Here is a 25,934-nt window from a genome sequence, read left to right as displayed (position 1 = left end):
ATCGGCCAAAATGGAAAAGGTGAGAGCGAGGAGGGCTGAGCCTGCATCGGCGCAGGCTCTATTCTTTGTATATAGGCTTAGCTGAAGCGGATGATCGAGACTTCGCCGTCGAGGGCTCCCTGATAGGCAGAGGCATGCGGCTCTTCGGAGGGCACTTCGGTCAACATGCCGATCTGGTCGAGATCAGCTTCGATGAAACCTTCCTCTGCAAGCGCGTTCAGGGCTTCGCGCACGGCGCTGTCGTCATCGGCGGCCTTCAGCATGACGTGCAGGTCCACGCCCTCGCTCGTGTCGGATTCGTAGCCCTTGCCGATGATGATGAAGATCATCGGTCCGTCGAAATTATTGTCATTGTCCGGTGTCCCGATCATCCTTTTTGTCCTTCGGCTCTATGAGAATCGCAATATGCAGACCCCATACAAGGGCTTGATGTCTGCAAATACTGATTCCTATCTGTTTTTGCTGCAATGCCCAAGTTTATCTTGCCGGGTATCCTTAATCGCCCTAAAGAGCCTGTAAACAGCGCGCGCACAGGGCTTTTCAAGCCGTTGGGACGGAGATTATTTCTTAACCGGCCTTGACGAACAGAGTGGAAACCAGTAGTACGCCCGCCATCAGATCCCATGTGAGGTTTGGCTGTTTGGGGCGACGCGCCCTGAAGATCGCCTCAAACAAGGTTCTATACGCACGTTGAAGTCATGATGCTGCACGCATGACGCATCTCTTTTGCGTCCTCTGCTCTATGTGGTCCATCTGCGGAAGCGGATCGGGCCATATTTTGCGCATTGAGGGAAATATGTGTGGCAATGCCGGAAACGGCGAAGTTCGAGCCCGCAAGGGTACTGAGACAAACGTAAGGGATGGTTGAATGCCTACCGTAAACCAGCTGATCCGCAAGCCTCGCCAGGCGAACGTAAAGCGTAACAAGGTTCCCGCTCTTCAGGAGAACCCGCAGAAGCGCGGCGTTTGCACCCGCGTCTACACCACGACGCCGAAGAAGCCGAACTCGGCTCTGCGTAAGGTCGCAAAGATCCGCCTCACCAACGGCTTCGAAGTCATTGGTTACATTCCCGGCGAAGGTCACAACCTTCAGGAACACTCTGTCGTCATGATCCGTGGCGGCCGCGTCAAGGACCTTCCGGGTGTCCGTTACCACATCATCCGCGGCGTTCTCGATACCCAGGGTGTCAAGAACCGCAAGCAGCGCCGTTCCAAGTACGGTGCGAAGCGTCCGAAGTAATTTCGCCCCGGGCGATACCGCCCGGAAAGGCTTGAAAGTGAAATCCCCGGCGCTGCGCGAAGTCCTCCGCGTGGTAGAGCGCCTTAACAGTTAAAGAGACGAGAAGTATGTCCAGACGCCATAAAGCAGAAAAGCGCGAGATCAATCCGGACCCGAAGTTCGGTGATCTCGTTGTTACGAAGTTCATGAATGCCATCATGCTGGACGGCAAGAAGTCCGTCGCTGAAAGCATCGTATACGGCGCATTTGACTCCGTGCAGAACAAGTCGAAGCAGGAGCCGCTGACGGTTTTCCATTCCGCGCTCGACAACATTGCTCCGCACGTTGAAGTCCGCTCGCGCCGCGTCGGTGGTGCGACCTACCAGGTTCCGGTCGATGTTCGTCCGGAGCGCCGCCAGGCTCTTGCCATCCGCTGGCTGATCGCTGCCGCTCGCAAGCGCAACGAGACCACCATGATCGATCGTCTTTCGGGCGAACTTCTCGATGCTTCCAACAACCGCGGTTCTGCAGTCAAGAAGCGCGAAGACACGCACAAGATGGCTGATGCCAACCGCGCGTTCTCGCATTATCGCTGGTAATCCCGAACGATATCGAAAGGCAGTCCATTATGGCTCGCGAATATAAGATCGAAGACTACCGCAATTTCGGTATCATGGCGCACATCGACGCCGGCAAGACCACGACGACCGAGCGTATTCTTTATTACACCGGCAAGTCGCATAAGATCGGCGAAGTCCACGATGGCGCAGCCACGATGGACTGGATGGAGCAGGAGCAGGAGCGTGGCATCACGATCACGTCCGCTGCTACCACGACCTTCTGGAAGGGCCGTGACGGCAAGATGCGCCGCTTCAATATCATCGACACTCCAGGCCACGTCGACTTCACCATCGAAGTCGAGCGTTCGCTTCGCGTTCTCGACGGCGCCATTGCGCTGCTCGACGCCAACGCCGGTGTTGAGCCGCAGACGGAAACCGTCTGGCGTCAGGCCGAGAAGTACAACGTTCCGCGTATGATCTTCTGCAACAAGATGGACAAGACCGGCGCGGACTTCTACCGCTCGGTCGAGATGATCAAGACCCGCCTGGGTGCGATCGCTGTCGTCATGCAGCTGCCGATCGGCGCTGAAAGCGACTTCAAGGGCGTTATCGACCTGGTCGAGATGAACGCTCTCATCTGGCGCGACGAATCGCTCGGCGCCCAGTGGGACGTCGTTGAGATCCCGGAAGACATGAAGGCCAAGGCTGAAGAATATCGCGAAAAGCTGATCGAGACCGTTGTCGAGATCGACGAAGCCGCGATGGAAGCCTACCTCGAAGGCAACATGCCCGACAACGACAAGATCCGCGAACTCGTTCGTCGCGGCACGATCGACGTCAAGTTCCACCCGATGTTCTGCGGCACTGCGTTCAAGAACAAGGGCGTTCAGCCGCTGCTCGACGCCGTTGTCGACTACCTCCCGTCGCCGCTCGACATTCCGGCGATCAAGGGTATCGACTTCAAGACGGAAGCCGAAATCGAGCGTCATGCAGACGATGCCGAGCCGCTTTCCATGCTCGCGTTCAAGATCATGAACGACCCCTTCGTCGGTTCGCTCACCTTCGCCCGTATCTATTCCGGCAAGCTGGAAAAGGGCTCGTCGGTCATGAACACGGTCAAGGACAAGCGCGAGCGCGTCGGCCGCATGCTGCAGATGCACTCCAACTCGCGTGAAGACATCGAAGAAGCCTTTGCCGGCGACATCGTTGCTCTCGCAGGTCTCAAGGAGACCACGACGGGTGACACGCTCTGCGACCCGCTGAAGCCGGTTATCCTCGAGCGCATGGAATTCCCTGAACCGGTCATCCAGATCGCCATCGAGCCGAAGTCCAAGGGCGACCAGGAAAAGATGGGCCTCGCGCTCAACCGCCTGGCAGCAGAAGATCCGTCCTTCCGCGTGAAGACGGACCAGGAATCTGGCCAGACGATTATTGCCGGCATGGGCGAACTGCATCTCGACATCATCGTCGACCGCATGCGCCGTGAGTTCAAGGTTGAAGCAAATGTCGGCGCGCCGCAGGTTGCTTACCGCGAAACCATCACGCGCCAGCACGAAGAAGACTACACGCACAAGAAGCAGTCGGGTGGTACCGGCCAGTTCGCGCGCGTCAAGATCGTCTTCGAACCGAACCCTGAAGGCGACGACTTCAAGTTCGAATCCAAGATCGTCGGCGGTGCTGTTCCGAAGGAATACATCCCGGGCGTTCAGAAGGGTATCGAAAGCGTTCTGTCTTCCGGCCCGCTGGCAGGCTTCCCGATGCTGGGCGTCAAGGCGACCCTCATCGACGGCGCCTTCCACGACGTCGACTCCTCGGTCCTGGCGTTCGAAATCGCTTCCCGCGCTTGCTTCCGTGAAGCAGCGAAGAAGGCCGGCGCTCAGCTCCTCGAGCCAATGATGAAGGTCGAAGTCGTTACTCCGGAAGATTACGTCGGCGACGTTATCGGCGATCTCAACTCTCGCCGTGGTCAGATCCAGGGTCAGGAGAGCCGTGGTGTGGCCGTTGTCATCAACGCCAACGTTCCGCTGGCCAACATGTTCAAGTACGTCGATAACCTGCGCTCCATGTCGCAGGGCCGTGCACAGTACACGATGACCTTCGATCACTACTCGCCGGTCCCGTCGAACGTCGCAACCGAAATCCAGGCAAAGTATTCCGGTCAGAAGTGACCGGAATACCAATTGACCGAGAACAAGAATTAGCGCCCCTCGGGGCCAAAGAATGGAGAGCCGAAAATGGCAAAGAGTAAGTTTGAGCGCAACAAGCCGCACGTCAACATTGGCACGATCGGCCACGTTGACCACGGCAAGACGTCTCTGACGGCAGCGATCACGAAGTACTTCGGTGAGTTCAAGGCGTATGACCAGATCGACGCAGCGCCGGAAGAAAAGGCACGCGGCATCACCATTTCGACGGCCCACGTCGAGTATGAGACGCCGAACCGTCACTATGCGCACGTCGACTGCCCCGGCCACGCCGACTATGTGAAGAACATGATCACGGGTGCCGCGCAGATGGACGGCGCGATCCTGGTCTGCTCTGCAGCCGACGGCCCGATGCCGCAGACGCGCGAGCACATCCTGCTCGCCCGCCAGGTTGGCGTTCCGGCAATCGTCGTGTTCCTCAACAAGGTCGACCAGGTTGACGACGCCGAGCTTCTCGAACTCGTCGAACTGGAAGTTCGCGAACTTCTGTCGTCCTACGACTTCCCGGGCGACGACATCCCGGTCGTCAAGGGTTCGGCGCTTGCTGCTCTTGAAGATTCTGACAAGAAGATCGGCGAAGACGCGATCCGCGAGCTGATGGCTCAGGTTGACGCCTATATCCCGACGCCTGAGCGTCCGATCGACCAGCCGTTCCTGATGCCGATCGAAGACGTGTTCTCGATCTCCGGCCGTGGTACGGTTGTGACCGGCCGCGTCGAGCGCGGTATCGTCAAGGTTGGTGAAGAAGTCGAAATCGTCGGCATTCGTCCGACCTCGAAGACGACGGTGACCGGCGTTGAAATGTTCCGCAAGCTGCTCGACCAGGGCCAGGCCGGCGACAACATCGGCGCTCTGGTTCGCGGTGTGAACCGTGACGGCGTCGAGCGTGGTCAGATCCTGTGCAAGCCGGGCTCTGTCAAGCCGCACAAGAAGTTCAAGGCAGAAGCCTACATCCTGACGAAGGAAGAGGGCGGCCGTCATACGCCGTTCTTCACGAACTACCGTCCGCAGTTCTACTTCCGCACGACGGATGTGACGGGCATCGTGACGCTTCCGGAAGGCACGGAAATGGTTATGCCTGGCGACAACGTCACCGTTGACGTCGAGCTGATCGTTCCGATCGCGATGGAAGAAAAGCTTCGCTTCGCGATCCGCGAAGGCGGCCGCACCGTCGGTGCAGGCATCGTCGCTTCCATCATCGAATAATTCCTTCGGCTGCTCCGGTGGGGCAGCCGATTCGATGACATTATTATGATGCAGGCGGCGCAAGCCGCTTGCTTATTACACAGAAATGTTGCAAATGGCGCGCGAGCGCGATTTGCGTAACGCTTTGGATGACGAAGCGGCGACTAAACAAACAATAAGGTGGGTCAAAAGGCCCTGAAGAGTGGATAGGGGTGCCGTAACAGGCGTCTCTCTCGATCTTTGAAACCGGTGGTCCGCCTTAGGAAGAAAGAACAACCCGTGTCTTGCCCAAAGACATGTGGAAAAACAAACACAAGGATAACGTCGAATGAACGGCCAAAATATCCGCATTCGCCTGAAGGCGTTCGATCACCGGATTCTCGATGCTTCCACGCGCGAGATCGTGTCGACGGCGAAGCGCACCGGTGCAAGCGTCCGGGGCCCCGTTCCGCTTCCGACCCGCATCGAGAAGTTTACGGTCAACCGGTCCCCGCACATCGACAAGAAGAGCCGCGAACAGTTCGAGATGCGCACGCATAAGCGCCTGCTCGACATCGTAGACCCGACCCCGCAGACGGTAGACGCGCTGATGAAGCTCGATCTCGCCGCCGGTGTCGATGTTGAGATCAAGCTCTGAGCTTGCTCGAGCTGAGTTGGAAGGATTGAACCGATGCGTTCAGGTGTGATTGCACAGAAGGTGGGAATGACCCGCGTCTACAACGACGCCGGCGAGCATGTCCCTGTAACGGTACTGCGTTTGGATGGCTGCCAGGTTGTGGCCCAGCGCACCGTAGAAAAGAATGGCTATACCGCGCTTCAGCTCGGTGCTGGCCAGGCCAAGGTAAAGAACACGTCCAAGGCCATGCGCGGCAATTTCGCCGTTGCTAACGTTGAGCCGAAGGCCAAGCTGCAGGAATTCCGGGTTTCGGAAGACAACCTGCTCGACATTGGCACCGAGCTCAAGGCTGGTCACTTTGCTGCTGGTCAGCTCGTCGATGTCACCGGCACGACGATTGGTAAGGGCTTTGCCGGCGCCATGAAGCGCCACGGCTTCGGCGGTCTTCGCGCTACGCACGGTGTGTCTGTTTCGCACCGTTCGCATGGCTCGACGGGTTCGCGTCAGGATCCGGGCAAGGTTTTCAAGAACAAGAAGATGGCTGGTCACATGGGCCAGACGCGCGTGACGACGCAGAACCTTGAAGTCGTTTCGACCGATGAAGATCGCGGTCTGATCCTGATCAAGGGTGCAGTACCCGGTTCCAAGGGTGCCTGGATCATCGTGCGCGACGCCGTCAAGTCGGCAGCGAAGTAAGGGAGCCAGACCAATGGAATTGAACGTCAAGACCCTCGAGGGCAAAGACGCTGGGAAGGTTTCCCTTTCTGATGCGATTTTCGGTCTCGAGCCCCGCGAAGACATCCTCGCCCGCGTCATCCGCTGGCAGCTTGCCAAGAAGCAGCAGGGCACTCACCAGGCAAAGGGCCGCGCGGACGTTTCGCGCACCGGCGCCAAGATGTACAAGCAGAAGGGTACGGGCCGCGCTCGTCACCATTCGGCTCGTGCTCCGCAGTTCCGCGGCGGTGGTAAGGCTCACGGCCCGGTCGCTCGCAGCCATGAGCACGACCTTCCCAAGAAGGTTCGCGCACTTGGCCTGCGTCACGCCCTGTCCGCCAAGATCAAGGCTGACGAGCTGATCGTCATCGACGATCTCGTTGCTACAGAAGCAAAGACCAAGGCTCTTGCCGGTGTATTCGCATCGCTCGGCCTGACCAACGCTCTCTTCATCGGCGGTGCCGAGCTCGACGGTAACTTCAAGCTCGCTGCCCAGAACATCCCGAACGTCGATGTTCTGCCGATCCAGGGCATCAATGTTTACGACATCGTCCGCCGCGGCAAGCTCGTGCTTTCCAAGGCTGCCGTTGAAGCGCTAGAGGAGCGATTCAAGTGACCGATCTTCGCCACTACGATGTGATCGTTTCTCCTGCGATCACCGAAAAGTCCACGCTGGTATCGGAAAACAACCAGGTTGTTTTCAATGTCGCCAAGAAGGCGACGAAGCCGGAAATCAAGGCTGCAGTCGAGGCGCTCTTCGGCGTCAAGGTTACGGCTGTCAACACTCTGCTGCGCAAGGGCAAGACCCGCCGTTTCCGCGGTTTTGTCGGCAAGCAGCAGGACGTGAAGAAGGCTGTCGTGACGTTGGCTGAAGGCCAGACGATCGACGTCTCCACCGGTCTCTGAGGAATAAAAAGATGGCATTGAAAACTTTCAATCCGACGACCCCGAGCCAGCGCCAGCTGGTCATCGTCGACCGTTCGGGCCTCTACAAGGGCAAGCCGGTCAAGGCGCTGACGGAAGGTCTGACCAAGAGCGGCGGTCGTAACAACCTCGGTCGCATCACTGCCCGCTTTATCGGCGGCGGTCACAAGCGCAGCTACCGTCTGGTGGACTTCAAGCGTCGTAAATTCGATGTCGAAGGCACCGTCGAGCGTATCGAATACGATCCGAACCGCACGGCTTTCATCGCGCTCGTCACCTACACCGACGGCGAACAGGCCTACATCATCGCTCCGCAGCGCCTTGCTGCCGGCGACAAGGTCATCGCTTCGGACAAGGCCGTTGACGTCAAACCCGGCAACACGATGCCGCTGCAGTACATCCCGGTCGGCTCCATCATCCACAACGTGGAAATGAAGCCGGGCAAGGGCGGTCAGATCGCCCGCTCCGCCGGTTCCTACGCACAGCTCGTTGGTCGCGACCAGGGCATGGCGATCCTGCGTCTGAACTCGGGTGAACAGCGCCTGGTGCACGGTACATGCCTTGCTTCGATCGGTGCTGTATCGAACCCTGACCATGCCAACATCAACGACGGCAAGGCCGGTCGTACCGTTTGGCGCGGCAAGCGTCCGCATAACCGCGGCGTCGTCATGAACCCGGTCGACCATCCGCACGGTGGTGGTGAAGGCCGCACCTCTGGTGGTCGCCATCCGGTGACGCCGTGGGGCAAGCCGACTAAAGGCAAGCGCACTCGCTCTAACAAGGCGACCGACAAGTTCATTATGCGCTCGCGTCATCAGCGCAAGAAGTAAGAGAGGAAGTCCTCAATGGCTCGTTCAGTATGGAAAGGTCCGTTTGTTGACGGCTATCTTCTCAAGAAGGCTGAGAAGGTTCGTGAAGGCGGACGTGCAGAAGTAATCAAGATCTGGAGCCGTCGCTCTACGATCCTGCCGCAGTTCGTTGGTCTCACCTTCGGCGTCTACAACGGCAGCAAGCATGTTCCGGTCAGCGTCAATGAAGACATGGTCGGTCACAAATTCGGTGAATTCTCTCCGACCCGTACCTATTACGGTCACGGCGCGGACAAGAAGGCAAAGAGGAAGTAACGATGGGTAAGGCTAAAGCCGAACGCCGGCTGAAGGACAACGAGGCGCAAGCAGTCGCCCGTACGCTCCGCGTCAGCCCACAGAAGCTCAACCTGGTTGCTGCGGCTATCCGCGGCAAGAAGGTCGAACGCGCACTCGCTGAGCTGGAATTCTCCCGCAAGCGTATCGCAGGCGCCGTCAAGAAGACGCTCGAATCTGCGATCGCCAACGCCGAGAACAACCATGACCTCGACGTCGACGCTCTCGTCGTCGCCGAGGCCTATGTCGGCAAGTCGATCGTCATGAAGCGCTTCCACGCTCGTGGCCGCGGCCGCGCATCGCGTATCGAACGTCCGTTCGCTCACCTGACGATCGTCGTTCGTGAAGTGCAGGCACAAGAGGAGGCCGCATAATGGGTCAGAAAATCAATCCGATTGGTTTCCGTCTTGGCATCAACCGTACTTGGGATAGCCGCTGGTTCGCGGACAATGCCGAATACGGTCAGCTCCTGCACGAAGACCTGAAGATGCGGAAGTTCGTCATGAGCGAACTGAAGCAGGCCGGTATCTCCAAGGTGGTCATCGAGCGTCCGCACAAGAAGTGCCGCGTCACGATCCACTCGGCCCGTCCGGGCCTGATCATCGGCCGCAAGGGCGCCGATATCGACAAGCTCCGCAAGAAGCTGTCGGACATGACGAACTCCGAAACGCACCTCAACATCGTTGAAGTGCGCAAGCCGGAAATCGACGCAACGCTCGTTGCTCAGTCGATCGCCCAGCAGCTCGAGCGCCGCGTGGCTTTCCGCCGCGCCATGAAGCGCGCCGTTCAGTCTGCGATGCGTCTCGGTGCCGAAGGCATCAAGATCACCTGCGCCGGCCGTCTCGGCGGTGCAGAAATCGCTCGTACGGAATGGTACCGCGAAGGCCGCGTTCCGCTGCACACCCTGCGCGCCGACATCGATTACGGTACGGCTGAAGCCGAAACCGCATTCGGCATCTGCGGCATCAAGGTCTGGATCTTCAAGGGCGAAATCCTTGAGCACGATCCGATGGCTTCCGAACGCCGCGCGCTGGAAGGCGACGCACAGGGCCCGGCAAGCCGCGAACGCGACCGTGGCGATCGTCGCCGCGAACGCGACAACGCGTAATTAGCGCTGGCGAAAGATAAGCTCGGAGAAGTAAGAAAATGTTGCAGCCAAAGCGTACTAAGTACCGCAAGCAGTTCAAGGGCCGCATCAAGGGCGTTGCCAAGGGCGGTTCCGACCTTGCCTTCGGCGAATTCGGCCTGAAGGCCCAGGAGCCGAACCGCGTTAACGCACGTGAGATCGAAGCGGCCCGCCGCGCGATCACGCGTTACATGAAGCGCGCCGGCCGTGTTTGGATCCGCGTGTTCCCGGACGTTCCGGTAACTGCAAAGCCTACCGAAGTCCGTATGGGTAAGGGTAAGGGTTCCGTGGAATACTGGGCATGCAAGGTCAAGCCCGGTCGTATGATGTTCGAGATCGACGGTGTCTCCGAGGAAATCGCGCGTGAAGCGCTTCGCCTCGGCTCGGCCAAGCTCTCGGTCAAGACGCGCTTCGTACAGCGCATCGCAGAGTAAGGAGAAGGCACGATGAAAGCCGAAGAAGTACGCGGCCTCACGGCCGACCAGCTCAAGGACAAGCTTGCCGACCTGAAGAAGGAGCAGTTCAACCTGCGCTTCCAGAAGGCGACCGGCCAGCTCGAGAAGTCCTCGCGCATCAACGAAGTCCGCAAGGACATCGCCCGCGTCAAAACCATTGCCCGCCAGAAGGCGGCAGAAGCAAAGGCGTAAAGGAAGAAAAACATGCCGAAGCGCATTCTGCAGGGCGTCGTCGTTGGCGACAAGAACGAGAAGACTGTCGTAGTTCGCGTTGAGCGTCGTTTCGCTCACCCGCTGCTCCAGAAGACCGTTCGTCGTTCCAAGAAGTACAAGGCCCACGACGAAAACAACCAGTACAAGATCGGCGATATCGTCTCCATCGAGGAGTGCGCACCGATCTCCAAGGACAAGCGCTGGACGGTCGTAGCCGCCCAGGCCAAGTAAGAATTTCACGCGGGGCCTTGCGTCCCGCGGAAATTTCTGTATGAAGCAGCGTCGGAACGCTCGAATGCCGGGCGTTCTTTTGCTTTAAGCGCACGGAAGGTCCCATCTGGGAAACCACCCTGGCAACGATCTATTCCGCGCTATTCAAGCTATTGCCGTGTTTTCGCCGTCTTCGTGACGGGCGGCCGGCAGACATTTTTCATAAGCCGGAAGAGGGGGTTTTGCCCAACCATTCCGGTAAGAACAAGAAGGCGACCTGATATGATTCAGATGCAAACAAACCTCGACGTCGCGGATAATTCCGGCGCCCGTCGTGTCATGTGCATCAAGGTGCTGGGCGGCTCGAAGCGCAAGTATGCCTCGATCGGCGACGTCATCGTCGTTTCGATCAAGGAAGCTATTCCGCGCGGCCGTGTGAAGAAGGGTGACGTGATGAAGGCGGTTGTCGTTCGCACCGCCAAGGATATCCGTCGTCCGGATGGCTCTGTCATCCGCTTCGACACCAACGCAGCAGTCCTCATCGACAACAAAAAAGAGCCGATCGGCACCCGTATCTTCGGACCGGTTCCGCGCGAACTCCGCGCCAAGAACCACATGAAGATCATCTCGCTGGCTCCCGAAGTACTGTAAGGAGCGGGAACGATGCAGAAGATTCGTAAGGGCGACAAGGTCGTCATGCTCGCAGGTAAGGACAAGGGCCGCACTGGCGAAGTCATCCAGGTCCTGCCGAAGGAAGATCGCGCCGTGGTTCGCGGCGTTAACGTCGTAAAGCGCCACCAGCGTCAGACGCAGACCCAGGAAGCCGGGATCATTTCCAAGGAAGCTTCGGTCCACCTGTCCAACGTCGCCATCGTCGACAAGGACGGCAAGCCGACCCGCGTCGGCTTCAAGGTTGTTGACGGCAAGAAGGTCCGCGTGGCTAAGCGTTCGGGAGAAGTAATCGATGGCTGAGGCAAAGTACGAGCCGCGGCTCAAGAAGGAATATGTCGAGCGGATCCGTAAGGCGATGCAGGAGAAGTTCTCCTACGCCAACGAGATGATGATCCCGAAGCTCGACAAGATCGTTATCAACATGGGTGTGGGCGAAGCCACGGCTGATTCCAAGAAGCCGACCGTTGCTGCTGCCGACCTGGCTGCCATCGCCGGTCAGAAGCCGGTCATCACCCGCGCACGTAACTCTATCGCTGGCTTCAAGGTCCGCGAAAACATGCCGATCGGCGCGAAGGTCACCCTGCGCGGCGCCCGCATGTACGAGTTCCTGGATCGTCTGGTCAACATCGCGCTTCCGCGCGTTCGCGACTTCCGCGGCCTGAACCCGAAGAGCTTTGACGGCCGTGGCAACTTCGCCATGGGCATCAAGGAGCACATTGTGTTCCCAGAAATCAACTACGACAAGGTTGATCAGATGTGGGGCATGGACATCATCGTTTGCACGACGGCAACGACCGACGACGAAGCTCGCGCGCTCCTCACGGAGTTCAGCTTCCCGTTCCGTCAGTAACCGTAACGACGAGCGTAGAAAAGGAACCTGACATGGCGAAGACAAGCGCAGTTGAAAAGAACAAGCGCCGCCGTAATACGGTCGCAAACCAGGCTGGCAAGCGTGCTGCCCTGAAGGCGATCATCATGAACCAGGCTCTTCCGATCGAAGAGCGGTTCAAGGCCTCGATCAAGCTGGCATCCCTGCCGCGCGACGGATCGAAGACCCGCATTCGCAATCGTTGCGAAGTGTCCGGTCGTCCGCGCGCTTATTACCGTAAACTGCGTATGTCGCGTATCGCGCTGCGCGAACTGGGCAATCTCGGCAAGGTGCCGGGCATCGTCAAGTCGAGCTGGTAAGGAGCAGGTTAGATGACAATGACTGATCCGTTGGGCGATATGCTCACCCGTATCCGCAACGGCGCTTCGCGTCGCAAGTCGTCGGTTTCGACGCCTGCTTCCAAGCTCCGTGCACGTGTTCTCGATGTCCTCCAGTCTGAAGGCTACATCCGTGGCTATTCCGTCGTCGATTTCGGCAACGGCAAGTCCGAACTGAACATCGAACTGAAGTACTATGAAGGCGCATCGGTGATCCGTGAGATCGGCCGTGTGTCCAAGCCGGGCCGCCGGGTTTATGTCTCGGTCAAGTCCATTCCGCAGGTCGCGAACGGCCTCGGCATCACCATCCTTTCGACCCCGAAGGGCGTGATGGCCGATCACCAGGCTCGCGAACAGAACGTTGGTGGCGAGGTTCTCTGCTCGGTCTTCTAAGACTGCGCAGGGTCTCCATAGCGAACAGACAGGATAGAAACATGTCTCGTATCGGTAAGAAGCCCGTTCAGGTGCCTGCTGGGATCACGGCTACGGTCGATGGCCAGAAGGTTTCCGCTAAGGGCCCGAAGGGCGAGCTGTTTTTCGTCGCGAATGATGAAATCAGCGTCAAGCTCGAAAACAATGCGGTCGTCGTAACACCGCTTTCCCAGACGAAGGACGCTCGGTCGAAGTGGGGTATGTCCCGCACGATGATCGAGAACATCTTCAAGGGCGTTAAGGACGGCTTCGAGCGCAAGCTCGAAATCAACGGCGTTGGTTACCGTGCATCCCTGCAGGGCAAGAACCTGCAGCTGGCGCTCGGTTTCAGCCACGACGTGGTCTACGAACCGCCGCAGGGCATCACGATCGCTGTACCGAAGCCGACGGAAATCGTCGTCACCGGCATCAACAAGCAGCAGGTCGGCCAGGTCGCCGCCGAGATCCGCGAATACCGCGGTCCGGAGCCCTACAAGGGCAAGGGCGTCAAGTATGCCGAAGAGCGGATTGTCCGCAAAGAAGGCAAGAAGAAGTAAGGATCACGCGAAATGGCTAGCAGGAAAGAAGCACTTGCACGTCGTGCCAACCGCGTGCGCCGTCACCTCAAGTCGGTGGCCAATGGCCGTCCGCGCCTGTCGGTTCATCGCTCGTCGAAGAACATCTACGCACAGATCATCGACGATGTCGCTGGCAAGACGCTTGCCGCTGCATCGACCCTCGATAAGGATCTGCGCGGTTCTCTGAAGACCGGTGCCGATACTGCAGCAGCTGCCCTCGTCGGCAAGCTCGTTGCTGAGCGCGCCTCGAAGGCAGGCGTCACTGAGGTCGTATTCGACCGTGGCGCCTTCATCTATCACGGCCGCATTAAGGCCCTGGCAGATGCAGCCCGCGAAGGCGGTCTGACCTTCTAATCAGTTTCCGGCCGAAGGCTTTCGAGCTTCGGCCGGATTTCACCGGACCGCAGATCGTTCCCTACGGAAGCTGATGCGGTCCTCGTTTTGTTTGCCGATTGCACCCGGAAAAGAAAAAGGAAGAGGACAATGGCACAGGAAAGAAGGCCGCAGCGGGAAGACCGCCAGAGCCGCGAAGAGCGCGATAGCGAATTCGTCGACAAGCTTGTCGCGATCAACCGCGTCGCCAAGGTCGTCAAGGGCGGCCGTCGTTTTGGTTTCGCAGCACTCGTCGTCGTCGGCGACCAGAAGGGCCGCGTTGGCTTTGGCCATGGCAAGGCACGCGAAGTGCCGGAAGCCATCCGCAAGGCAACCGAAGCAGCCAAGCGCGAACTGATCTTCGTACCGCTGCGTGACGGCCGTACGCTGCATCATGACGTCCATGGCCGTCACGGCGCCGGCAAGGTTCTGCTGCGCTCGGCCAAGGTCGGTACCGGTATCATCGCCGGTGGTCCGATGCGCGCCGTTTTCGAAACGCTCGGCGTCCACGACGTCGTCGCCAAGTCGACCGGTTCCTCGAACCCCTACAACATGGTTCGCGCCACCTTCGACGCTCTGAAGCACCAGGTTCACCCGAAGGACATCGCAGCTCAGCGCGGCATCAAGTATGCTACGCTCCAGGCTCGCCGTGCCGCTTCTGGCAACGCCTCTGAAGAATAAGAGGAGCTGACCAATGGCCAAGGCTACCAAGAAGGCTGAAGCGAAGACTGTTACGATCGAACAGATCGGCAGCCCGATTCGCCGTCCGGACGTCCAGCAGCGCACGCTGATCGGTCTCGGACTGAACAAGATGCACCGTCGCCGCACGCTGGAAGACACTCCAGCCGTTCGTGGCATGATCCGTGCAGTCCAGCATCTCGTTCGCGTTGTCGACGAGAAGTGAGTCCGGAGTAACGCTCATGAAACTCAATGAAATCAAGGATAACGAAGGCTCTACCCATAGCCGCAAGCGTCTCGGCCGCGGTATCGGCTCGGGCTCCGGCAAGACCGGTGGTCGCGGTGTAAAGGGTCAGAAGTCCCGTTCGGGCGTTGCCATCAACGGCTTCGAAGGCGGTCAGATGCCCATCTACCGTCGCCTGCCGAAGCGCGGCTTCAACAACATCTTCGCAGCCGACTACGTCGTCGTATCGCTGGCACGCATCCAGGCTGCCGTCGATGCCGGCAAGCTCGACGCGAAGGCAACCGTTGATGCAGCTGCTCTCAAGGCTGCCGGCGTCATCCGCCGCGCCAAGGACGGCGTTCGCGTTCTCGCCGACGGCGAGCTCAAGGCCAAGATCACGCTCGAAGTTGCAGGCGCTTCCAAGTCTGCCGTCGAGAAGATCGAAAAGGCTGGCGGCAAGGTAACGCTTCTTTCTGCCGCAGCGGCAGAATAATAAACTGATGATATATCGCCCGGGGTGCTTCACACCGGGCGATTTTGCTCCCATATGTGAGCCTCACAAAAACCTGCTTGGACGCATCCGCGTCGAGACGGTAAGACTGAAAACGAGGGTGAGGCATAGGGTTGCGCCAGCGATCCGTCCGAAGCCCGGTTTTTAAAAGAAATTCATACTGATTCCGGTGCCGGCCGACTCGAGAGCGCCCGGAATTGGTAGCGCGGAGAAACGCATGGCTTCTGCAGCGGAACAACTGGCTTCGAACCTAAATTTTTCGACCTTCGCCAAAGCCGAGGATCTTAAGAAGCGCCTGTGGTTTACACTGGCAGCTCTCCTTGTCTACCGGCTGGGTACCCATATTCCGCTTCCGGGCCTCAATCCACAGGCATACGCCCAGGCCTTCCAGGGGCAGGCCGGCGGCATTCTTGGCCTCTTCAACATGTTCTCGGGCGGCGCCGTACAGCGCATGGCGATCTTCGCGCTCGGCATTATGCCTTACATCTCCGCTTCGATCATCGTGCAGCTCATGACCTCGGTCGTGCCGGCGCTCGAAAACCTGAAGAAGGAAGGTGAGCAGGGCCGCAAGATCATCAACCAGTACACCCGCTACGGCACGGTCATCCTCGGAGCGCTCCAGGCTTACGGTATTGCCGTCGGTCTAGAAAGCGGCAACGGCCTTGTCGTCGATCCGGGCTGGTTCTTCAAAATTTCGACCGTTCTGACGCTGCTCGGCGGCACCATGTTCCTGATGTGGCTCGGTGAGCAGATCACCTCGCGCGGCATAGGCAATGGCATTTCGCTGATCATCTTCGCAGGCATTGCCGCCGGTCTTCCGACCGCTCTTGCCGGTACGCTGGAACTCGGCCGTACCGGTGCGCTGTCGACGACGCTCATCCTGGCCGTTATCGTCGTAGCAATCGCCGTCATTGCCATTATCGTCTTCGTTGAACGTGCGCAGCGCCGTCTGCTCATCCAGTATCCGAAGCGCCAGGTTGGCAACCGCATGTTCCAGGGCGATACCTCGCACCTGCCGCTGAAGCTGAACACCTCGGGCGTCATCCCGGCTATCTTTGCATCTTCGCTGCTGCTTCTGCCGGCGACGCTCGCAGGCTTCGCCAGCACGACGGCGATGCCCGCCTGGGCGACCTCGGTGGTTGCAGCGCTTGGCCACGGCCAGCCGCTTTATATGGTGCTCTATGCGGCCCTCATCGCCTTCTTTGCCTTTTTCTACACGGCCATCGTCTTCAATCCGAAGGACACGGCCGATAATCTGAAGAAGCATGGCGGCTTCATTCCCGGCATCCGCCCGGGCGATCGCACCGCCGAATATATCGACTACGTGCTGACCCGTATCACGGTGATCGGCGCTATCTATCTCGTCTTCGTCTGCATCCTGCCTGAGATTCTGGTGTCGCAAACCGGCATCCCATTGGCCCTTGGTGGGACTTCGCTTTTGATCGTGGTTAGCGTAACTCTTGATACGGTGGCACAGATCCAGGGCCATCTGATCGCACAGCAGTACGAAGGCCTGATCAAGAAATCGAAGCTGCGTGGAGGAAAGAGGGGGCGATGAGACTTATACTTTTGGGGCCGCCGGGCGCGGGTAAGGGGACCCAGGCCCAGCGGATCGTGGAAAAGCATGGCATTCCGCAGCTTTCCACGGGTGACATGCTGCGCGCCGCCGTTCAGGCCGGTACTGAAGTCGGCAAGCGTGCGAAAGCTGTCATGGACGCCGGAAATCTGGTCTCGGACGAGATTGTCAATGCCATCGTCTCCGAACGAATCGATCAGCCCGATTGCGCCAACGGTTTCATCCTCGACGGCTTCCCGCGCACGCTCGTGCAGGCAGATGCCACACAGGCGATGCTGAAGGCCAAGGGTCTCGATCTCTCTGTTGTCATCGAACTCCGCGTTGACGACAAGGAACTGGTCCGTCGCGTAGCGGGCCGTTACTCCTGCGCTGAGTGCGGTACTGTCTATCACGACTCGGACAAGGTCCCGGCCAAAGAGGGTGTCTGCGACAAGTGCGGTTCGACCCACTTCAAGCGTCGTCCCGACGACAATGCCGAGACCATGACCAAGCGTCTCGAGGTCTACTACAAGGAAACCTCGCCGCTGATCGGCTACTATTATGCCAAGGGCAAACTGAAGTCCGTGGATGGCATGGCCGAAATCGATCAGGTTACTACCGAGATCGAACGCATTCTTTCCGAGCTTTAAAGCTTTGAAAATAAACTTCGCGGGAGCGGTTGCTTTTTTGCACTGATTCCGCTAAACCGCGCCAACTCGCGACATTCCCTGCGATCGGCGCGGATTTCCCGAAGGAAGTCCGGGGTCGATCGTTTTGTGATGTTACGAACCCGAATTTAATCGAGTGGCCTCTGGCTGCATAACGAAGCCCTATTGCCGGATGGCAACTGGAATGCAAGGAGAATAGGCGTGGCACGTATCGCTGGCGTCAACATCCCGACTGCAAAGCGCGTCGTCATCGCGCTGACCTACATTCACGGGATTGGATCGAAATTCGCGCAGGAAATCGTCGAGAAGGTCGGTATTCCGGCTGATCGCCGCGTTCATCAGCTCACGGATGCTGAAATCCTTCAGATCCGCGAAACCATCGACCGTGACTATCAGGTCGAGGGCGATCTTCGTCGCGAAACCGCGATGAACATCAAGCGTCTGATGGACCTCGGCTGCTACCGCGGCCTGCGTCACCGTCGTGGCCTTCCGGTCCGTGGTCAGCGCACGCACACCAATGCTCGTACCCGCAAGGGCCCGGCAAAGGCGATCGCTGGTAAGAAGAAGTAATTTCCGGGAAACCGGGATGAGGAGGCTGGCGGTCTGCGCCGGCCTCTTTTGAGTTTGGGACGGGGTCGTATAGGCGCCGTTCCGGTGTAGCCGCTGGGATTACGGCGGTGAAGAGATCCAAGAAAGGAATACCATGGCTAAGGAAGCCGTCCGCGTTCGCCGTCGCGAGCGCAAGAACATCTCGTCGGGTGTCGCTCACGTCAACTCGACTTTCAACAACACGATGATCACCATCACCGACGCGCAGGGCAATGCGATTGCCTGGTCGTCTGCTGGCGCCAAGGGCTTCAAGGGCTCGCGCAAGTCGACCCCGTTCGCTGCCCAGATCGCTGCCGAAGACTGCGCCAAGAAAGCTCAGGAACATGGCATGAAGTCGCTGGAAGTCGAAGTCTGCGGCCCGGGTTCCGGCCGTGAATCGGCTCTGCGCGCGCTCCAGGCTGCCGGTTTCATGATCACGTCCATCCGCGACGTGACCCCGATTCCGCACAATGGCTGCCGTCCGCGCAAGAAGCGCCGCGTCTGATCATCGCTATCGTCACCGGTGAGCGCCTCAGCGCTCCCGGTGGTTTTCAAGCTCGGTTGCCACGATTGGATGGTGGCAACGAACGGAAGGCAAAATTATGATTCAGAAGAACTGGCAGGAATTGATCAAGCCGAACAAGGTGGAGTTCTCTTCGAGCTCGCGCACCAAGGCGACTCTCGTTGCAGAGCCGCTTGAGCGCGGTTTCGGCCTCACCCTCGGCAACGCGCTGCGCCGCGTTCTGCTCTCCTCTCTGCGTGGTGCCGCTGTTACGGCCGTGCAGATCGACGGCGTGCTGCATGAATTCTCCTCGATCCCGGGCGTTCGCGAGGACGTTACGGACATCGTGCTCAACATCAAGGAAATCGCCATCAAGATGGACGGCGATGATGCCAAGCGCATGGTCGTGCGCAAGCAGGGCCCGGGTGTTGTAACGGCTGGCGACATTCAGACGGTCGGCGATATCGAAATCCTCAACCCCGAGCATGTCATCTGCACGCTCGACGAGGGTGCCGAAATCCGCATGGAGTTCACCGTCAACAACGGTAAGGGCTATGTCCCGGCCGAGCGCAATCGTGCGGAAGATGCTCCGATCGGTCTCATCCCGGTCGACAGCCTTTATTCGCCGGTCAAGAAGGTGTCCTACAAGGTTGAAAACACCCGCGAAGGACAGGTTCTCGACTACGACAAGCTGACCATGACCATCGAAACCGATGGCTCTGTCTCCGGCGAAGATGCCGTCGCTTTTGCGGCTCGCATCCTGCAGGACCAGCTTGGCGTCTTCGTCAACTTCGACGAACCGCAGAAGGAAGCCGAAGAAGAAGCAGTCACTGAACTGGCCTTCAACCCGGCGCTCCTCAAGAAGGTGGACGAGCTCGAATTGTCCGTTCGTTCGGCAAACTGCCTGAAGAACGACAACATCGTCTACATCGGCGACCTCATTCAGAAGACCGAAGCAGAAATGCTCCGCACCCCGAACTTTGGTCGCAAGTCGCTGAACGAAATCAAGGAAGTTCTCGCTTCCATGGGCCTGCACCTCGGTATGGAAGTGCCGGCATGGCCGCCCGAGAACATCGAAGATCTCGCAAAGCGTTACGAAGACCAGTATTAAGAACCAAAAAGGCAGGCTCTTTACGGCTGCCTTTCCCCGTCAAACAGCAGGCCTATCGCCTGCATGTGCCAGGAAACGGCAGGCCCGGTAGCAAAGTAAGGGCACTGCATTAAAGGAGAATAGCAATGCGCCACGCAAAAGCCGGCCGCAAGCTGAACAGAACCGCAAGCCATCGCAAGGCGATGTTTGCCAATATGGCTGCTTCGCTCATTACCCATGAGCAGATCGTCACGACGTTGCCGAAGGCCAAGGAAATCCGTCCGATCGTCGAGAAGCTCGTCACCCTCGGCAAGCGCGGCGACCTGCACGCTCGTCGTCAGGCGATCTCGCAGATCAAGGACGCCGCTGTCGTCTCGAAGCTCTTCGACACGATCGCTTCGCGTTACGCCACCCGCAACGGCGGTTACCTGCGCATTATGAAGGCTGGCTTCCGCCAGGGCGACAATGCCGCTCTCGCCGTCATCGAATTCGTTGACCGCGACACTTACGCAAAGGGCGCAGCCGACAAGGCCCGCGTCGCTGCTGAAGAGCAGTCTGTCGCTGCATAAGATTTTCCGGTTACGGAAACAGGAAAGCCGGGCTTTGCCCGGCTTTTTTCGTTTATGCGTTTGAGATCGTTCCCGCTCAAGCTTTCTCAAGCGGCTGATTGATCATGGCTTCGATATTGTAGCCGTCTGGATCGAGAACAAAGCAGGCATAATAATCAGGCGCGTAGTCCGGGCGCGAGCCAGGTGCACCATTATCCTGCGCACCGGCTGCCAGCGCGCTTTGATAGAAGGTGTCGACTTCTGTCCTGTTATTGACTCGAAAGGCCACGTGGACGCGTGTCAGCGGCGCAGCGCTATCGGCTTGCTGGATTTCAAACAGGCAGCCGTTGCCGATGTCGAAAGCCCAGAACACCTCCTCTTTCCCAAAGGACAGCGTATACCCCAAAGGCGCGAAGGCTTTCTCATAAAAGAGCCTGCTCTTCGTGAGATCGCTGACGGCTACGGTGATATGGTCAATCAAGTCTCGTCCTCCTCATGTCTCGAGAGGTTCAATCGGGCACATGGATCTTGTGTTTGATGTGCTTCAGATTGGCGACGATCGTAAAGGTCATGATCACCAGCAGGCACCACGAACTCCATTTGCCGATATGCACGGTCGACCACGCGCCTATCTGGTTCGGATAGCGCCACACGCCAAAGAAGGTGCTGATGTTTTCCGCAAGCCAGATGAAGAAGCCGATCAGGACGAAGGCGAGAAGCAGGGGCATCTTGCGGTCCTGATCATAGGGCCTGAAGATGACCGTGGTGCGCGCATAAAGACCGAGTGTGCAGGCGGCGATGTACCAACGGTAGTCGCCGATATAGTGGTGGGTGAAGAAATTGGCGTAGATCGCCAATGCCGTGAGACCGGCCATCCAGTAGGACGGATGATGTCTCACACGCAGATCGAAAAGGCGCCAGGCCTGAATGACATAGCTGCCGACAGCCGCATACATGAAGCCTGAAAAGAGCGGGACGCCGAAGAGCTTAGTATAGGCGAAATCCGGATAGCTCCATGACTGAATGCTGCCGGACGTCTTGAAGACCTCCAGTGCAAAACCAATCAGATGAAAGACGGAGATCGCCTTCAATTCGTCGATGGTTTCGAGCTTTGCCCAGACCATCCAGGCCTGGATTGCAAGAGCGATGATCAGCAGCAGATCGTAGCGCGGGATACCGACAAGGCCTGAATGCGGCACGAGAAAAACCGACAGAAAAAACAGACCCGCGAAGAGGCAGGCTCGAGCTTCCTTGACGCCAAAATAGAAGAATTCGACGATGAAGCGCCCGATGCCGTTGCGTTGAAGATCGGCCGGTCGGTCGATCAGATGCCTGTCCAGTAGAGGAAGCAGTCCTTGAAGCGCGGCAACTTTCGGCATGTTCTTGCGAGTGATCCCAGACTCGTTTCGAAGCAGTAGGAAGCTATCAGGCTCGGTTACGCTAGGACAGCACCAGCTTGATAATTTGCCGTTTCACAATTAGGCGTTCAAATCAGTTGAGATCATGTGGTCGATTGCAATTGCGCGGAATGATTCAAGGCAAACAGTTGCAGCGCCTCGCGGCCCTATTCCTGATCATCATTTCCGGCCTGCTGCTCAGGCGTCGGCTACTCCATCGATCTGCCCTTCGTCGTCGTCAAATATGGCGGTTCGCTGCTTTGGGCATCGATGGTGTATTTCCTGCTGGCATTTGCTGTTGGAGGCCTTAATGCAAGAATTCCGCCTGCAGGAATTGCCACCATCGCACTCGCTATCGCCATATGCGTTGAGCTCTTCCGGCTCTGCCACACCCCCTGGCTCGATGCCTTCAGATTGACGACCGCAGGCGCCTTGTTGCTTGGGCGGGTATTCTCGCTCTGGAATATTGTCGCATACGCTTTCGGAACAGCGGCCGCCTATGCGCTTGATCCTGCACGCAGGCAATCATCGCCCTTGAGGCCTTAACGCGGCTTTACGGAGCCGATGAAGCCATGGCACGGGCGCCACGTGCTCGTCCTTGCCCCTTCTTCCGGCTCCGCCCGATCGGTTTGTAGGAGCGATAGAGGATCAGCGCGATGATCAGCCCGACATAGATATATTGTTCGAGGCCGAGGATCTTCGTGGATAGTGCGAAGTGCAGCGCGGCACAGGCGCCGATGATGTAGATGAGGCGATGTAGCCAGATCCAGTTCTTGCCGAGCCTGCGGATCGAAAAGTTGTTGGAGGTGATGGCGAGCGGCACCAGCATCGCCAGTGCACCCATGCCGAACATAATGAAGGGGCGCTTCACTACATCGTCGATGACAGCGGCGATATCCAGCGCCTGATCGAGCACCATGTAGACGGTGAAATGCATCAGCGCATAATAGAAGGTCAGAAGACCGAGCGCGCGGCGATAACGCAGATAGTTCCATCCGAGAAGATCGCGGGCAGGGGTTACGGCAAGCGTCAGGATCAGGAAACGAATGGTCCAAATGCCCAGGAAAAGCTCGAAGGTTTTTACCGGATCGGCGCCGAGCTGATCCGTCGCGCCGAGATAGAAATACCAGGCAGCAGGGACTAGACCCACGACGTAAAGCAGCCAGACGGAGGCCGGCAGCCAGCGCTTCGGAATGGCGAGCGAAAGCGCCGTCATCAGAAATTCACTCTCAGATCCATGCCCTGATACAGGCTGGCAACTTCATCACCATAGCCGTTGAAGGGCAGGGTGGGGTGGCGGTTGGCGCCGAAGAAACCGCTTTCGCCGATGCGCCGTTCGGTCGCCTGGCTCCAGCGCGGATGGTCGACTGCAGGATTGACGTTGGCATAGAAGCCGTATTCCTGCGGGTTCGTCACCTGCCAGGTATTCTTCGGCTGCTGATCGGTAAGCGTGATGCGGACGATCGACTTGATTCCCTTGAAACCATACTTCCACGGCACCACGAGGCGCACCGGCGCGCCATTCTGGTTCGGCAGCGTTTCGCCATAGAGCCCGACGGCGAGCAGCGTCAGCGGGTGGCGTGCCTCGTCCATACGCAGGCCCTCGACATAGGGCCAGTTCAGAGATTGGAAGAGGCCGGCCTGGCCGGGCATCTCCTCGGGGCGCACCACGGTCTCGAAGGCAACATATTTGGCGCTGCCCTGCGGCTCCACCTTGTCGAGAAGCGAGGCGAGCGGAAAGCCGTCCCATGGAATGACCATCGACCAGGCTTCCACGCAGCGCATGCGATAGACACGCTCCTCGATCGGGAATTCCTTCATCAGCGCCTCGATATCGAAGGTGCCGGGCTTGTTGACCATGCCGTCGACCTTAACCGTCCAGGGCAGCGGCTTGAATTTGCCAGAAAGTGCTGCGGGGTCACCCTTGTCGAGGCCGAATTCGTAGAAATTATTGTAGGTGGTAACGTCCTTGATCGGCGTCAGCTTGTCATCGACCGTGTACTTGCTCTTGACGGTCGTAAGCGCCGCCGCATTCGCCTTGCCGGCGCCGTAGAGCGCCATCGCGCCAAACGTTGCAGCGCCGAGAAATTCCCGGCGCTTCAGGTACACCTCGCGCGGCGTGATCTCCGAGGAGCGGATTTTGGGCGGACGATAGGCTGGCATATCGAATTCCTCCTGGGCGGGGCGACCCGTGAATCTTTAGACGCAGATAGCGCGCTTCGGATCAGTGTGTATGCCTTGAATCTTAGGGACGAAAAGCCAATTTTTTGTGTTCGTCCGTGATGGAATAGACCGTAACAAAAGTGTCCTGGCATCCGTATAAGCCTGATGGTGCCGCCCGTACCGCTTTGGGCATTCCCGGTAGTGACAGCTTGGGCCGATTGGATTAGGACAATTCCAAAAAGCAGCGACTGCCTGGCCTTCGCAAATCCCTTGCCGCCCAGCATCGCCAGACAATTCCTGGATCTTGAGGAAGACACCGATGCCAGCTTATCGTTCCAGAACCACGACCCACGGCCGCAACATGGCGGGGGCGCGCGGCCTTTGGCGCGCCACGGGCATGAAGGATTCGGATTTCGGCAAGCCGATCATCGCTGTGGTCAACTCCTTCACGCAGTTCGTGCCCGGCCACGTGCACCTCAAGGATCTCGGCCAGCTCGTCGCCCGCGAAATCGAAGCGGCAGGCGGTGTCGCCAAGGAATTTAACACAATTGCCGTCGATGACGGCATCGCCATGGGCCATGACGGCATGCTCTATTCGCTGCCTTCGCGCGAGCTGATCGCCGACAGCGTCGAATATATGGTCAATGCGCACTGTGCCGACGCCATGGTCTGCATCTCCAACTGCGACAAGATCACCCCCGGCATGCTGATGGCCTCGCTGCGCCTCAACATACCCACGGTCTTCGTATCAGGCGGCCCGATGGAAGCCGGCAAGGTTGTCCTGCATGGCAAGACGCATGCGCTCGATCTTGTCGACGCCATGGTTGCTGCTGCCGACGACAAGATTTCCGATGAAGACGTCAAGGTCATCGAGCGTTCGGCCTGTCCGACCTGCGGTTCTTGCTCCGGCATGTTTACCGCAAACTCCATGAACTGCCTGACGGAAGCACTTGGTCTGTCGCTGCCCGGCAACGGCTCGACGCTTGCAACGCACGCCGACCGCAAGCGCCTCTTCGTTGAAGCCGGCCACCTGATCGTCGATCTCGCTCGCCGTTATTACGAGCAGGAGGATGAGAAGACACTGCCGCGCGTGATTGCCTCCAAGCAGGCTTTCGAGAATGCCATGGCGCTTGATATCGCCATGGGCGGCTCCACCAACACCGTTCTGCATATCTTGGCGGCCGCCCATGAGGGCGAGGTGGATTTCACAATGGCCGACATCGACGCGCTGTCGCGCCGCGTTCCCTGTCTTTCCAAGGTTGCGCCGGCCAAGTCCGACGTTCATATGGAAGACGTTCATCGCGCTGGCGGCATCATGTCGATCCTCGGTGAGCTTGATAAGGGTGGCCTCCTCAATCGCGACTGCCCGACGGTTCATGCAGAAACGCTGGGTGATGCGATCGATCGTTGGGATATTACCCGCACCAACAGCGAGACCGTCCGCAAGTTCTATCGTGCGGCTCCCGGCGGCATCCCGACACAGGTCGCCTTCAGCCAGGAAGCCCGCTGGGACGAGCTCGATACCGACCGCGTCGGCGGCGTCATCCGTTCGGTCGAGCATCCTTTCTCCAAGGATGGAGGCCTTGCAGTTCTCAAGGGCAATCTGGCGGTCGACGGCTGCATCGTGAAGACGGCCGGCGTCGATGAATCGATCCTGAAATTCTCTGGCCCGGCCAAGGTCTTCGAAAGCCAGGATGCCGCCGTCAAGGGCATTCTCGGCAACGAGGTCGTTGCCGGTGATGTCGTCGTCATCCGCTACGAAGGTCCGAAGGGCGGCCCCGGCATGCAGGAAATGCTCTATCCGACGAGCTATCTGAAGTCGAAGGGCCTCGGCAAGGCTTGCGCGCTGATCACCGACGGCCGCTTTTCCGGCGGCACCTCCGGTCTCTCGATCGGCCATGCGTCGCCGGAAGCTGCCAACGGTGGCGTCATCGGTCTCGTGCGCCAGGGCGATATGATCGACATCGATATCCCGAACCGTACGATCAGCTTGCGCGTCAGCGATGCGGAACTTGTCACCCGCCGCGCCGAGCAGGATCAGAAGGGCTGGCATCCGGCCGAGCCGCGCAAGCGCAACGTCTCGACCGCGCTCAAGGCCTATGCGGCCTTCGCAACCAGCGCCGATCGCGGCGCCGTTCGCGATCTGAACGCGCGATAAGACGTATAGTATTTCAAACCTACGACCCGCTGATTAAGAGTCAGCG

At 58.7% G+C, this 25,934-nt stretch carries 37 protein-coding genes and 1 pseudogene; 33 read left to right on the top strand and 5 right to left on the bottom strand.

All coding sequences use genetic code 11. The features are described from left to right. Positions 1-77: 77 nt before the first annotated feature. Positions 78-371 (bottom strand): transcriptional regulator, encoded by a 294-nt coding sequence (locus H4W29_RS01855; RefSeq protein WP_112547859.1) that lies wholly within the window; start codon positions 369-371, stop codon positions 78-80. Positions 372-868: 497 nt separating this feature from the next. Between H4W29_RS01855 and rpsL the strand changes: the two genes are divergently transcribed. The 31 genes from rpsL (at position 869) to rplQ (ending at position 20,191) form a co-directional block, all read left to right on the top strand. Next, positions 869-1,240, top strand: coding sequence for a 30S ribosomal protein S12 (rpsL, locus tag H4W29_RS01850; protein WP_003547537.1), 372 nt, complete (start codon positions 869-871; stop codon positions 1,238-1,240). 107 nt (positions 1,241-1,347) lie between these two features. Beyond that, positions 1,348-1,818 (top strand): 30S ribosomal protein S7, encoded by a 471-nt coding sequence (gene rpsG, locus H4W29_RS01845; RefSeq protein WP_112571934.1) that lies wholly within the window; start codon positions 1,348-1,350, stop codon positions 1,816-1,818. A gap of 29 nt (positions 1,819-1,847) precedes the next feature. Continuing rightward, positions 1,848-3,947 (top strand): elongation factor G, encoded by a 2,100-nt coding sequence (fusA, locus tag H4W29_RS01840; RefSeq protein WP_038688280.1) that lies wholly within the window; start codon positions 1,848-1,850, stop codon positions 3,945-3,947. 66 nt (positions 3,948-4,013) lie between these two features. Beyond that, positions 4,014-5,189, top strand: a complete 1,176-nt coding sequence (gene tuf / locus H4W29_RS01835) for an elongation factor Tu (protein WP_183743778.1) — start codon at positions 4,014-4,016, stop codon at positions 5,187-5,189. Positions 5,190-5,496: 307 nt separating this feature from the next. Continuing rightward, positions 5,497-5,805, top strand: a complete 309-nt coding sequence (gene rpsJ / locus H4W29_RS01830; RefSeq protein ID WP_003547547.1) for a 30S ribosomal protein S10 — start codon at positions 5,497-5,499, stop codon at positions 5,803-5,805. Positions 5,806-5,838: 33 nt separating this feature from the next. After that, positions 5,839-6,480, top strand: coding sequence for a 50S ribosomal protein L3 (gene rplC / locus H4W29_RS01825; protein WP_132651235.1), 642 nt, complete (start codon positions 5,839-5,841; stop codon positions 6,478-6,480). A gap of 13 nt (positions 6,481-6,493) precedes the next feature. Further along, positions 6,494-7,114 carry a 50S ribosomal protein L4 gene (gene rplD / locus H4W29_RS01820; protein ID WP_192727417.1) on the top strand — a complete coding sequence of 207 codons (621 nt, stop codon included), beginning with the start codon at positions 6,494-6,496 and terminating at the stop codon, positions 7,112-7,114. Further along, the gene (locus H4W29_RS01815; protein ID WP_007812862.1) at positions 7,111-7,404 is read left to right on the top strand and encodes a 50S ribosomal protein L23; all 294 of its coding nucleotides are present in this window, start codon (positions 7,111-7,113) and stop codon (positions 7,402-7,404) included. Before rplD ends, H4W29_RS01815 begins: the two co-directional genes overlap by 4 nt. Before the next feature lie 11 nt (positions 7,405-7,415). Next, positions 7,416-8,252, top strand: a complete 837-nt coding sequence (rplB, locus tag H4W29_RS01810) for a 50S ribosomal protein L2 (RefSeq protein WP_192727416.1) — start codon at positions 7,416-7,418, stop codon at positions 8,250-8,252. A gap of 15 nt (positions 8,253-8,267) precedes the next feature. Continuing rightward, entirely contained in the window at positions 8,268-8,546 is a 279-nt protein-coding gene (gene rpsS / locus H4W29_RS01805) for a 30S ribosomal protein S19 (RefSeq protein WP_007531666.1), read from the top strand. A gap of 2 nt (positions 8,547-8,548) precedes the next feature. Continuing rightward, positions 8,549-8,938: a 50S ribosomal protein L22 gene (rplV, locus tag H4W29_RS01800; RefSeq protein WP_007812866.1), complete on the top strand. Its 390-nt coding sequence runs from the start codon at positions 8,549-8,551 to the stop codon at positions 8,936-8,938. After that, positions 8,938-9,672 carry a 30S ribosomal protein S3 gene (gene rpsC, locus H4W29_RS01795; RefSeq protein WP_112572305.1) on the top strand — a complete coding sequence of 245 codons (735 nt, stop codon included), beginning with the start codon at positions 8,938-8,940 and terminating at the stop codon, positions 9,670-9,672. Before rplV ends, rpsC begins: the two co-directional genes overlap by 1 nt. Positions 9,673-9,710: 38 nt before the next feature. Next, the gene (gene rplP, locus H4W29_RS01790) at positions 9,711-10,124 is read left to right on the top strand and encodes a 50S ribosomal protein L16 (RefSeq protein WP_003573792.1); all 414 of its coding nucleotides are present in this window, start codon (positions 9,711-9,713) and stop codon (positions 10,122-10,124) included. Positions 10,125-10,136: 12 nt separating this feature from the next. Next, positions 10,137-10,337, top strand: a complete 201-nt coding sequence (gene rpmC, locus H4W29_RS01785; RefSeq protein WP_007531673.1) for a 50S ribosomal protein L29 — start codon at positions 10,137-10,139, stop codon at positions 10,335-10,337. A gap of 12 nt (positions 10,338-10,349) precedes the next feature. Next, positions 10,350-10,589 carry a 30S ribosomal protein S17 gene (gene rpsQ / locus H4W29_RS01780; protein ID WP_018115517.1) on the top strand — a complete coding sequence of 80 codons (240 nt, stop codon included), beginning with the start codon at positions 10,350-10,352 and terminating at the stop codon, positions 10,587-10,589. Positions 10,590-10,850: 261 nt separating this feature from the next. Then, complete coding sequence (gene rplN / locus H4W29_RS01775) at positions 10,851-11,219, top strand: 50S ribosomal protein L14 (protein WP_003573790.1); 369 nt, start codon at positions 10,851-10,853, stop codon at positions 11,217-11,219. 12 nt (positions 11,220-11,231) lie between these two features. Continuing rightward, entirely contained in the window at positions 11,232-11,540 is a 309-nt protein-coding gene (rplX, locus tag H4W29_RS01770) for a 50S ribosomal protein L24 (RefSeq protein WP_037106636.1), read from the top strand. Then, a complete protein-coding gene (rplE, locus tag H4W29_RS01765) occupies positions 11,533-12,090 on the top strand; it encodes a 50S ribosomal protein L5 (protein WP_007812878.1) in 558 nt (185 codons plus the stop codon). Before rplX ends, rplE begins: the two co-directional genes overlap by 8 nt. 32 nt (positions 12,091-12,122) lie before the next feature. Further along, positions 12,123-12,428, top strand: coding sequence for a 30S ribosomal protein S14 (gene rpsN / locus H4W29_RS01760; protein WP_007812880.1), 306 nt, complete (start codon positions 12,123-12,125; stop codon positions 12,426-12,428). Between the two features lie 12 nt (positions 12,429-12,440). Further along, the gene (rpsH, locus tag H4W29_RS01755) at positions 12,441-12,839 is read left to right on the top strand and encodes a 30S ribosomal protein S8 (RefSeq protein WP_004674934.1); all 399 of its coding nucleotides are present in this window, start codon (positions 12,441-12,443) and stop codon (positions 12,837-12,839) included. A gap of 41 nt (positions 12,840-12,880) precedes the next feature. Next, positions 12,881-13,414 (top strand): 50S ribosomal protein L6, encoded by a 534-nt coding sequence (gene rplF / locus H4W29_RS01750; RefSeq protein WP_192727415.1) that lies wholly within the window; start codon positions 12,881-12,883, stop codon positions 13,412-13,414. 12 nt (positions 13,415-13,426) lie between these two features. Further along, a complete protein-coding gene (gene rplR, locus H4W29_RS01745) occupies positions 13,427-13,789 on the top strand; it encodes a 50S ribosomal protein L18 (protein ID WP_097593488.1) in 363 nt (120 codons plus the stop codon). A 129-nt stretch (positions 13,790-13,918) separates the two neighbouring features. Further along, positions 13,919-14,488: a 30S ribosomal protein S5 gene (gene rpsE / locus H4W29_RS01740; protein WP_007812885.1), complete on the top strand. Its 570-nt coding sequence runs from the start codon at positions 13,919-13,921 to the stop codon at positions 14,486-14,488. A gap of 13 nt (positions 14,489-14,501) precedes the next feature. After that, positions 14,502-14,711, top strand: a complete 210-nt coding sequence (rpmD, locus tag H4W29_RS01735; RefSeq protein ID WP_007812887.1) for a 50S ribosomal protein L30 — start codon at positions 14,502-14,504, stop codon at positions 14,709-14,711. A 16-nt stretch (positions 14,712-14,727) separates the two neighbouring features. Further along, positions 14,728-15,201, top strand: coding sequence for a 50S ribosomal protein L15 (gene rplO / locus H4W29_RS01730; RefSeq protein ID WP_112572293.1), 474 nt, complete (start codon positions 14,728-14,730; stop codon positions 15,199-15,201). A 235-nt stretch (positions 15,202-15,436) separates the two neighbouring features. Beyond that, positions 15,437-16,777, top strand: a complete 1,341-nt coding sequence (secY, locus tag H4W29_RS01725) for a preprotein translocase subunit SecY (protein ID WP_192727414.1) — start codon at positions 15,437-15,439, stop codon at positions 16,775-16,777. Further along, complete coding sequence (locus H4W29_RS01720) at positions 16,774-17,424, top strand: adenylate kinase (protein ID WP_192727413.1); 651 nt, start codon at positions 16,774-16,776, stop codon at positions 17,422-17,424. The genes secY and H4W29_RS01720 overlap by 4 nt, the downstream gene beginning before the upstream one ends. A gap of 219 nt (positions 17,425-17,643) precedes the next feature. Further along, entirely contained in the window at positions 17,644-18,012 is a 369-nt protein-coding gene (gene rpsM, locus H4W29_RS01715) for a 30S ribosomal protein S13 (RefSeq protein ID WP_183743762.1), read from the top strand. Positions 18,013-18,145: 133 nt separating this feature from the next. Next, on the top strand, positions 18,146-18,535 hold the full coding sequence (gene rpsK / locus H4W29_RS01710; RefSeq protein WP_003547577.1) for a 30S ribosomal protein S11: 390 nt from the start codon (positions 18,146-18,148) through the stop codon (positions 18,533-18,535). A 97-nt stretch (positions 18,536-18,632) separates the two neighbouring features. Beyond that, the gene (locus H4W29_RS01705; protein WP_018115507.1) at positions 18,633-19,643 is read left to right on the top strand and encodes a DNA-directed RNA polymerase subunit alpha; all 1,011 of its coding nucleotides are present in this window, start codon (positions 18,633-18,635) and stop codon (positions 19,641-19,643) included. 125 nt (positions 19,644-19,768) lie between these two features. Then, positions 19,769-20,191, top strand: a complete 423-nt coding sequence (rplQ, locus tag H4W29_RS01700; RefSeq protein WP_112572283.1) for a 50S ribosomal protein L17 — start codon at positions 19,769-19,771, stop codon at positions 20,189-20,191. 76 nt (positions 20,192-20,267) lie between these two features. Here rplQ and H4W29_RS01695 read toward each other — a convergent pair whose 3' ends face one another. Both H4W29_RS01695 and H4W29_RS01690 read right to left on the bottom strand, forming a co-directional pair. After that, complete coding sequence (locus H4W29_RS01695; protein ID WP_192727412.1) at positions 20,268-20,651, bottom strand: VOC family protein; 384 nt, start codon at positions 20,649-20,651, stop codon at positions 20,268-20,270. Positions 20,652-20,679: 28 nt separating this feature from the next. Next, the gene (locus H4W29_RS01690) at positions 20,680-21,549 is read right to left on the bottom strand and encodes a DUF817 domain-containing protein (protein ID WP_192727411.1); all 870 of its coding nucleotides are present in this window, start codon (positions 21,547-21,549) and stop codon (positions 20,680-20,682) included. A gap of 149 nt (positions 21,550-21,698) precedes the next feature. Between H4W29_RS01690 and H4W29_RS01685 the strand changes: the two are divergent. After that, positions 21,699-22,113: pseudogene (locus tag H4W29_RS01685) on the top strand (ribosomal maturation YjgA family protein). Positions 22,114-22,120: 7 nt separating this feature from the next. Here the strand turns inward: H4W29_RS01685 and msrQ are convergent. Further along, on the bottom strand, positions 22,121-22,783 hold the full coding sequence (msrQ, locus tag H4W29_RS01680) for a protein-methionine-sulfoxide reductase heme-binding subunit MsrQ (RefSeq protein ID WP_192727410.1): 663 nt from the start codon (positions 22,781-22,783) through the stop codon (positions 22,121-22,123). After that, positions 22,783-23,730 carry a protein-methionine-sulfoxide reductase catalytic subunit MsrP gene (msrP, locus tag H4W29_RS01675; protein WP_192727409.1) on the bottom strand — a complete coding sequence of 316 codons (948 nt, stop codon included), beginning with the start codon at positions 23,728-23,730 and terminating at the stop codon, positions 22,783-22,785. The genes msrQ and msrP overlap by 1 nt, the downstream gene beginning before the upstream one ends. A 319-nt stretch (positions 23,731-24,049) precedes the next feature. Between msrP and ilvD the strand changes: the two genes are divergently transcribed. Then, the gene (ilvD, locus tag H4W29_RS01670) at positions 24,050-25,888 is read left to right on the top strand and encodes a dihydroxy-acid dehydratase (RefSeq protein ID WP_192727408.1); all 1,839 of its coding nucleotides are present in this window, start codon (positions 24,050-24,052) and stop codon (positions 25,886-25,888) included. Positions 25,889-25,934 lie beyond the last annotated feature (46 nt).

Source organism: Rhizobium viscosum (assembly GCF_014873945.1).
Taxonomy (GTDB): Bacteria; Pseudomonadota; Alphaproteobacteria; order Rhizobiales; family Rhizobiaceae; genus Rhizobium; species Rhizobium viscosum.
Note: the sequence above shows the minus strand (reverse complement) of the source record. Positions and strands in the feature narration are given on the sequence as shown.

Excerpts from the sequence above, each read along its gene's own strand:
- rpsS (WP_007531666.1), top strand. The coding sequence starts at position 8,268 with ATGGCTCGTTCAGTATGGAAAGGTCCGTTTGTTGACGGCTATCTTCTC.
- rpmD (WP_007812887.1), top strand. The coding sequence starts at position 14,502 with ATGGCCAAGGCTACCAAGAAGGCTGAAGCGAAGACTGTTACGATCGAA.
- ilvD (WP_192727408.1), top strand. The coding sequence starts at position 24,050 with ATGCCAGCTTATCGTTCCAGAACCACGACCCACGGCCGCAACATGGCG.
- msrQ (WP_192727410.1), bottom strand. The coding sequence starts at position 22,783 with ATGACGGCGCTTTCGCTCGCCATTCCGAAGCGCTGGCTGCCGGCCTCC.
- rplV (WP_007812866.1), top strand. The coding sequence starts at position 8,549 with ATGGGTAAGGCTAAAGCCGAACGCCGGCTGAAGGACAACGAGGCGCAA.
- rpmC (WP_007531673.1), top strand. The coding sequence starts at position 10,137 with ATGAAAGCCGAAGAAGTACGCGGCCTCACGGCCGACCAGCTCAAGGAC.
- rpsK (WP_003547577.1), top strand. The coding sequence starts at position 18,146 with ATGGCTAAGGAAGCCGTCCGCGTTCGCCGTCGCGAGCGCAAGAACATC.
- H4W29_RS01720 (WP_192727413.1), top strand. The coding sequence starts at position 16,774 with ATGAGACTTATACTTTTGGGGCCGCCGGGCGCGGGTAAGGGGACCCAG.
- rplB (WP_192727416.1), top strand. The coding sequence starts at position 7,416 with ATGGCATTGAAAACTTTCAATCCGACGACCCCGAGCCAGCGCCAGCTG.
- H4W29_RS01690 (WP_192727411.1), bottom strand. The coding sequence starts at position 21,549 with ATGCCGAAAGTTGCCGCGCTTCAAGGACTGCTTCCTCTACTGGACAGG.
- H4W29_RS01705 (WP_018115507.1), top strand. The coding sequence starts at position 18,633 with ATGATTCAGAAGAACTGGCAGGAATTGATCAAGCCGAACAAGGTGGAG.
- tuf (WP_183743778.1), top strand. The coding sequence starts at position 4,014 with ATGGCAAAGAGTAAGTTTGAGCGCAACAAGCCGCACGTCAACATTGGC.
- rplQ (WP_112572283.1), top strand. The coding sequence starts at position 19,769 with ATGCGCCACGCAAAAGCCGGCCGCAAGCTGAACAGAACCGCAAGCCAT.
- secY (WP_192727414.1), top strand. The coding sequence starts at position 15,437 with ATGGCTTCTGCAGCGGAACAACTGGCTTCGAACCTAAATTTTTCGACC.
- rpsE (WP_007812885.1), top strand. The coding sequence starts at position 13,919 with ATGGCACAGGAAAGAAGGCCGCAGCGGGAAGACCGCCAGAGCCGCGAA.
- rplN (WP_003573790.1), top strand. The coding sequence starts at position 10,851 with ATGATTCAGATGCAAACAAACCTCGACGTCGCGGATAATTCCGGCGCC.
- rpsH (WP_004674934.1), top strand. The coding sequence starts at position 12,441 with ATGACAATGACTGATCCGTTGGGCGATATGCTCACCCGTATCCGCAAC.
- rpsQ (WP_018115517.1), top strand. The coding sequence starts at position 10,350 with ATGCCGAAGCGCATTCTGCAGGGCGTCGTCGTTGGCGACAAGAACGAG.
- msrP (WP_192727409.1), bottom strand. The coding sequence starts at position 23,730 with ATGCCAGCCTATCGTCCGCCCAAAATCCGCTCCTCGGAGATCACGCCG.
- rpsL (WP_003547537.1), top strand. The coding sequence starts at position 869 with ATGCCTACCGTAAACCAGCTGATCCGCAAGCCTCGCCAGGCGAACGTA.
- rplP (WP_003573792.1), top strand. The coding sequence starts at position 9,711 with ATGTTGCAGCCAAAGCGTACTAAGTACCGCAAGCAGTTCAAGGGCCGC.
- rplO (WP_112572293.1), top strand. The coding sequence starts at position 14,728 with ATGAAACTCAATGAAATCAAGGATAACGAAGGCTCTACCCATAGCCGC.
- H4W29_RS01855 (WP_112547859.1), bottom strand. The coding sequence starts at position 371 with ATGATCGGGACACCGGACAATGACAATAATTTCGACGGACCGATGATC.
- rpsG (WP_112571934.1), top strand. The coding sequence starts at position 1,348 with ATGTCCAGACGCCATAAAGCAGAAAAGCGCGAGATCAATCCGGACCCG.
- rplF (WP_192727415.1), top strand. The coding sequence starts at position 12,881 with ATGTCTCGTATCGGTAAGAAGCCCGTTCAGGTGCCTGCTGGGATCACG.
- rplX (WP_037106636.1), top strand. The coding sequence starts at position 11,232 with ATGCAGAAGATTCGTAAGGGCGACAAGGTCGTCATGCTCGCAGGTAAG.
- rpsC (WP_112572305.1), top strand. The coding sequence starts at position 8,938 with ATGGGTCAGAAAATCAATCCGATTGGTTTCCGTCTTGGCATCAACCGT.
- fusA (WP_038688280.1), top strand. The coding sequence starts at position 1,848 with ATGGCTCGCGAATATAAGATCGAAGACTACCGCAATTTCGGTATCATG.
- rplC (WP_132651235.1), top strand. The coding sequence starts at position 5,839 with ATGCGTTCAGGTGTGATTGCACAGAAGGTGGGAATGACCCGCGTCTAC.
- rplE (WP_007812878.1), top strand. The coding sequence starts at position 11,533 with ATGGCTGAGGCAAAGTACGAGCCGCGGCTCAAGAAGGAATATGTCGAG.
- rplD (WP_192727417.1), top strand. The coding sequence starts at position 6,494 with ATGGAATTGAACGTCAAGACCCTCGAGGGCAAAGACGCTGGGAAGGTT.
- rplR (WP_097593488.1), top strand. The coding sequence starts at position 13,427 with ATGGCTAGCAGGAAAGAAGCACTTGCACGTCGTGCCAACCGCGTGCGC.
- rpsJ (WP_003547547.1), top strand. The coding sequence starts at position 5,497 with ATGAACGGCCAAAATATCCGCATTCGCCTGAAGGCGTTCGATCACCGG.
- rpsN (WP_007812880.1), top strand. The coding sequence starts at position 12,123 with ATGGCGAAGACAAGCGCAGTTGAAAAGAACAAGCGCCGCCGTAATACG.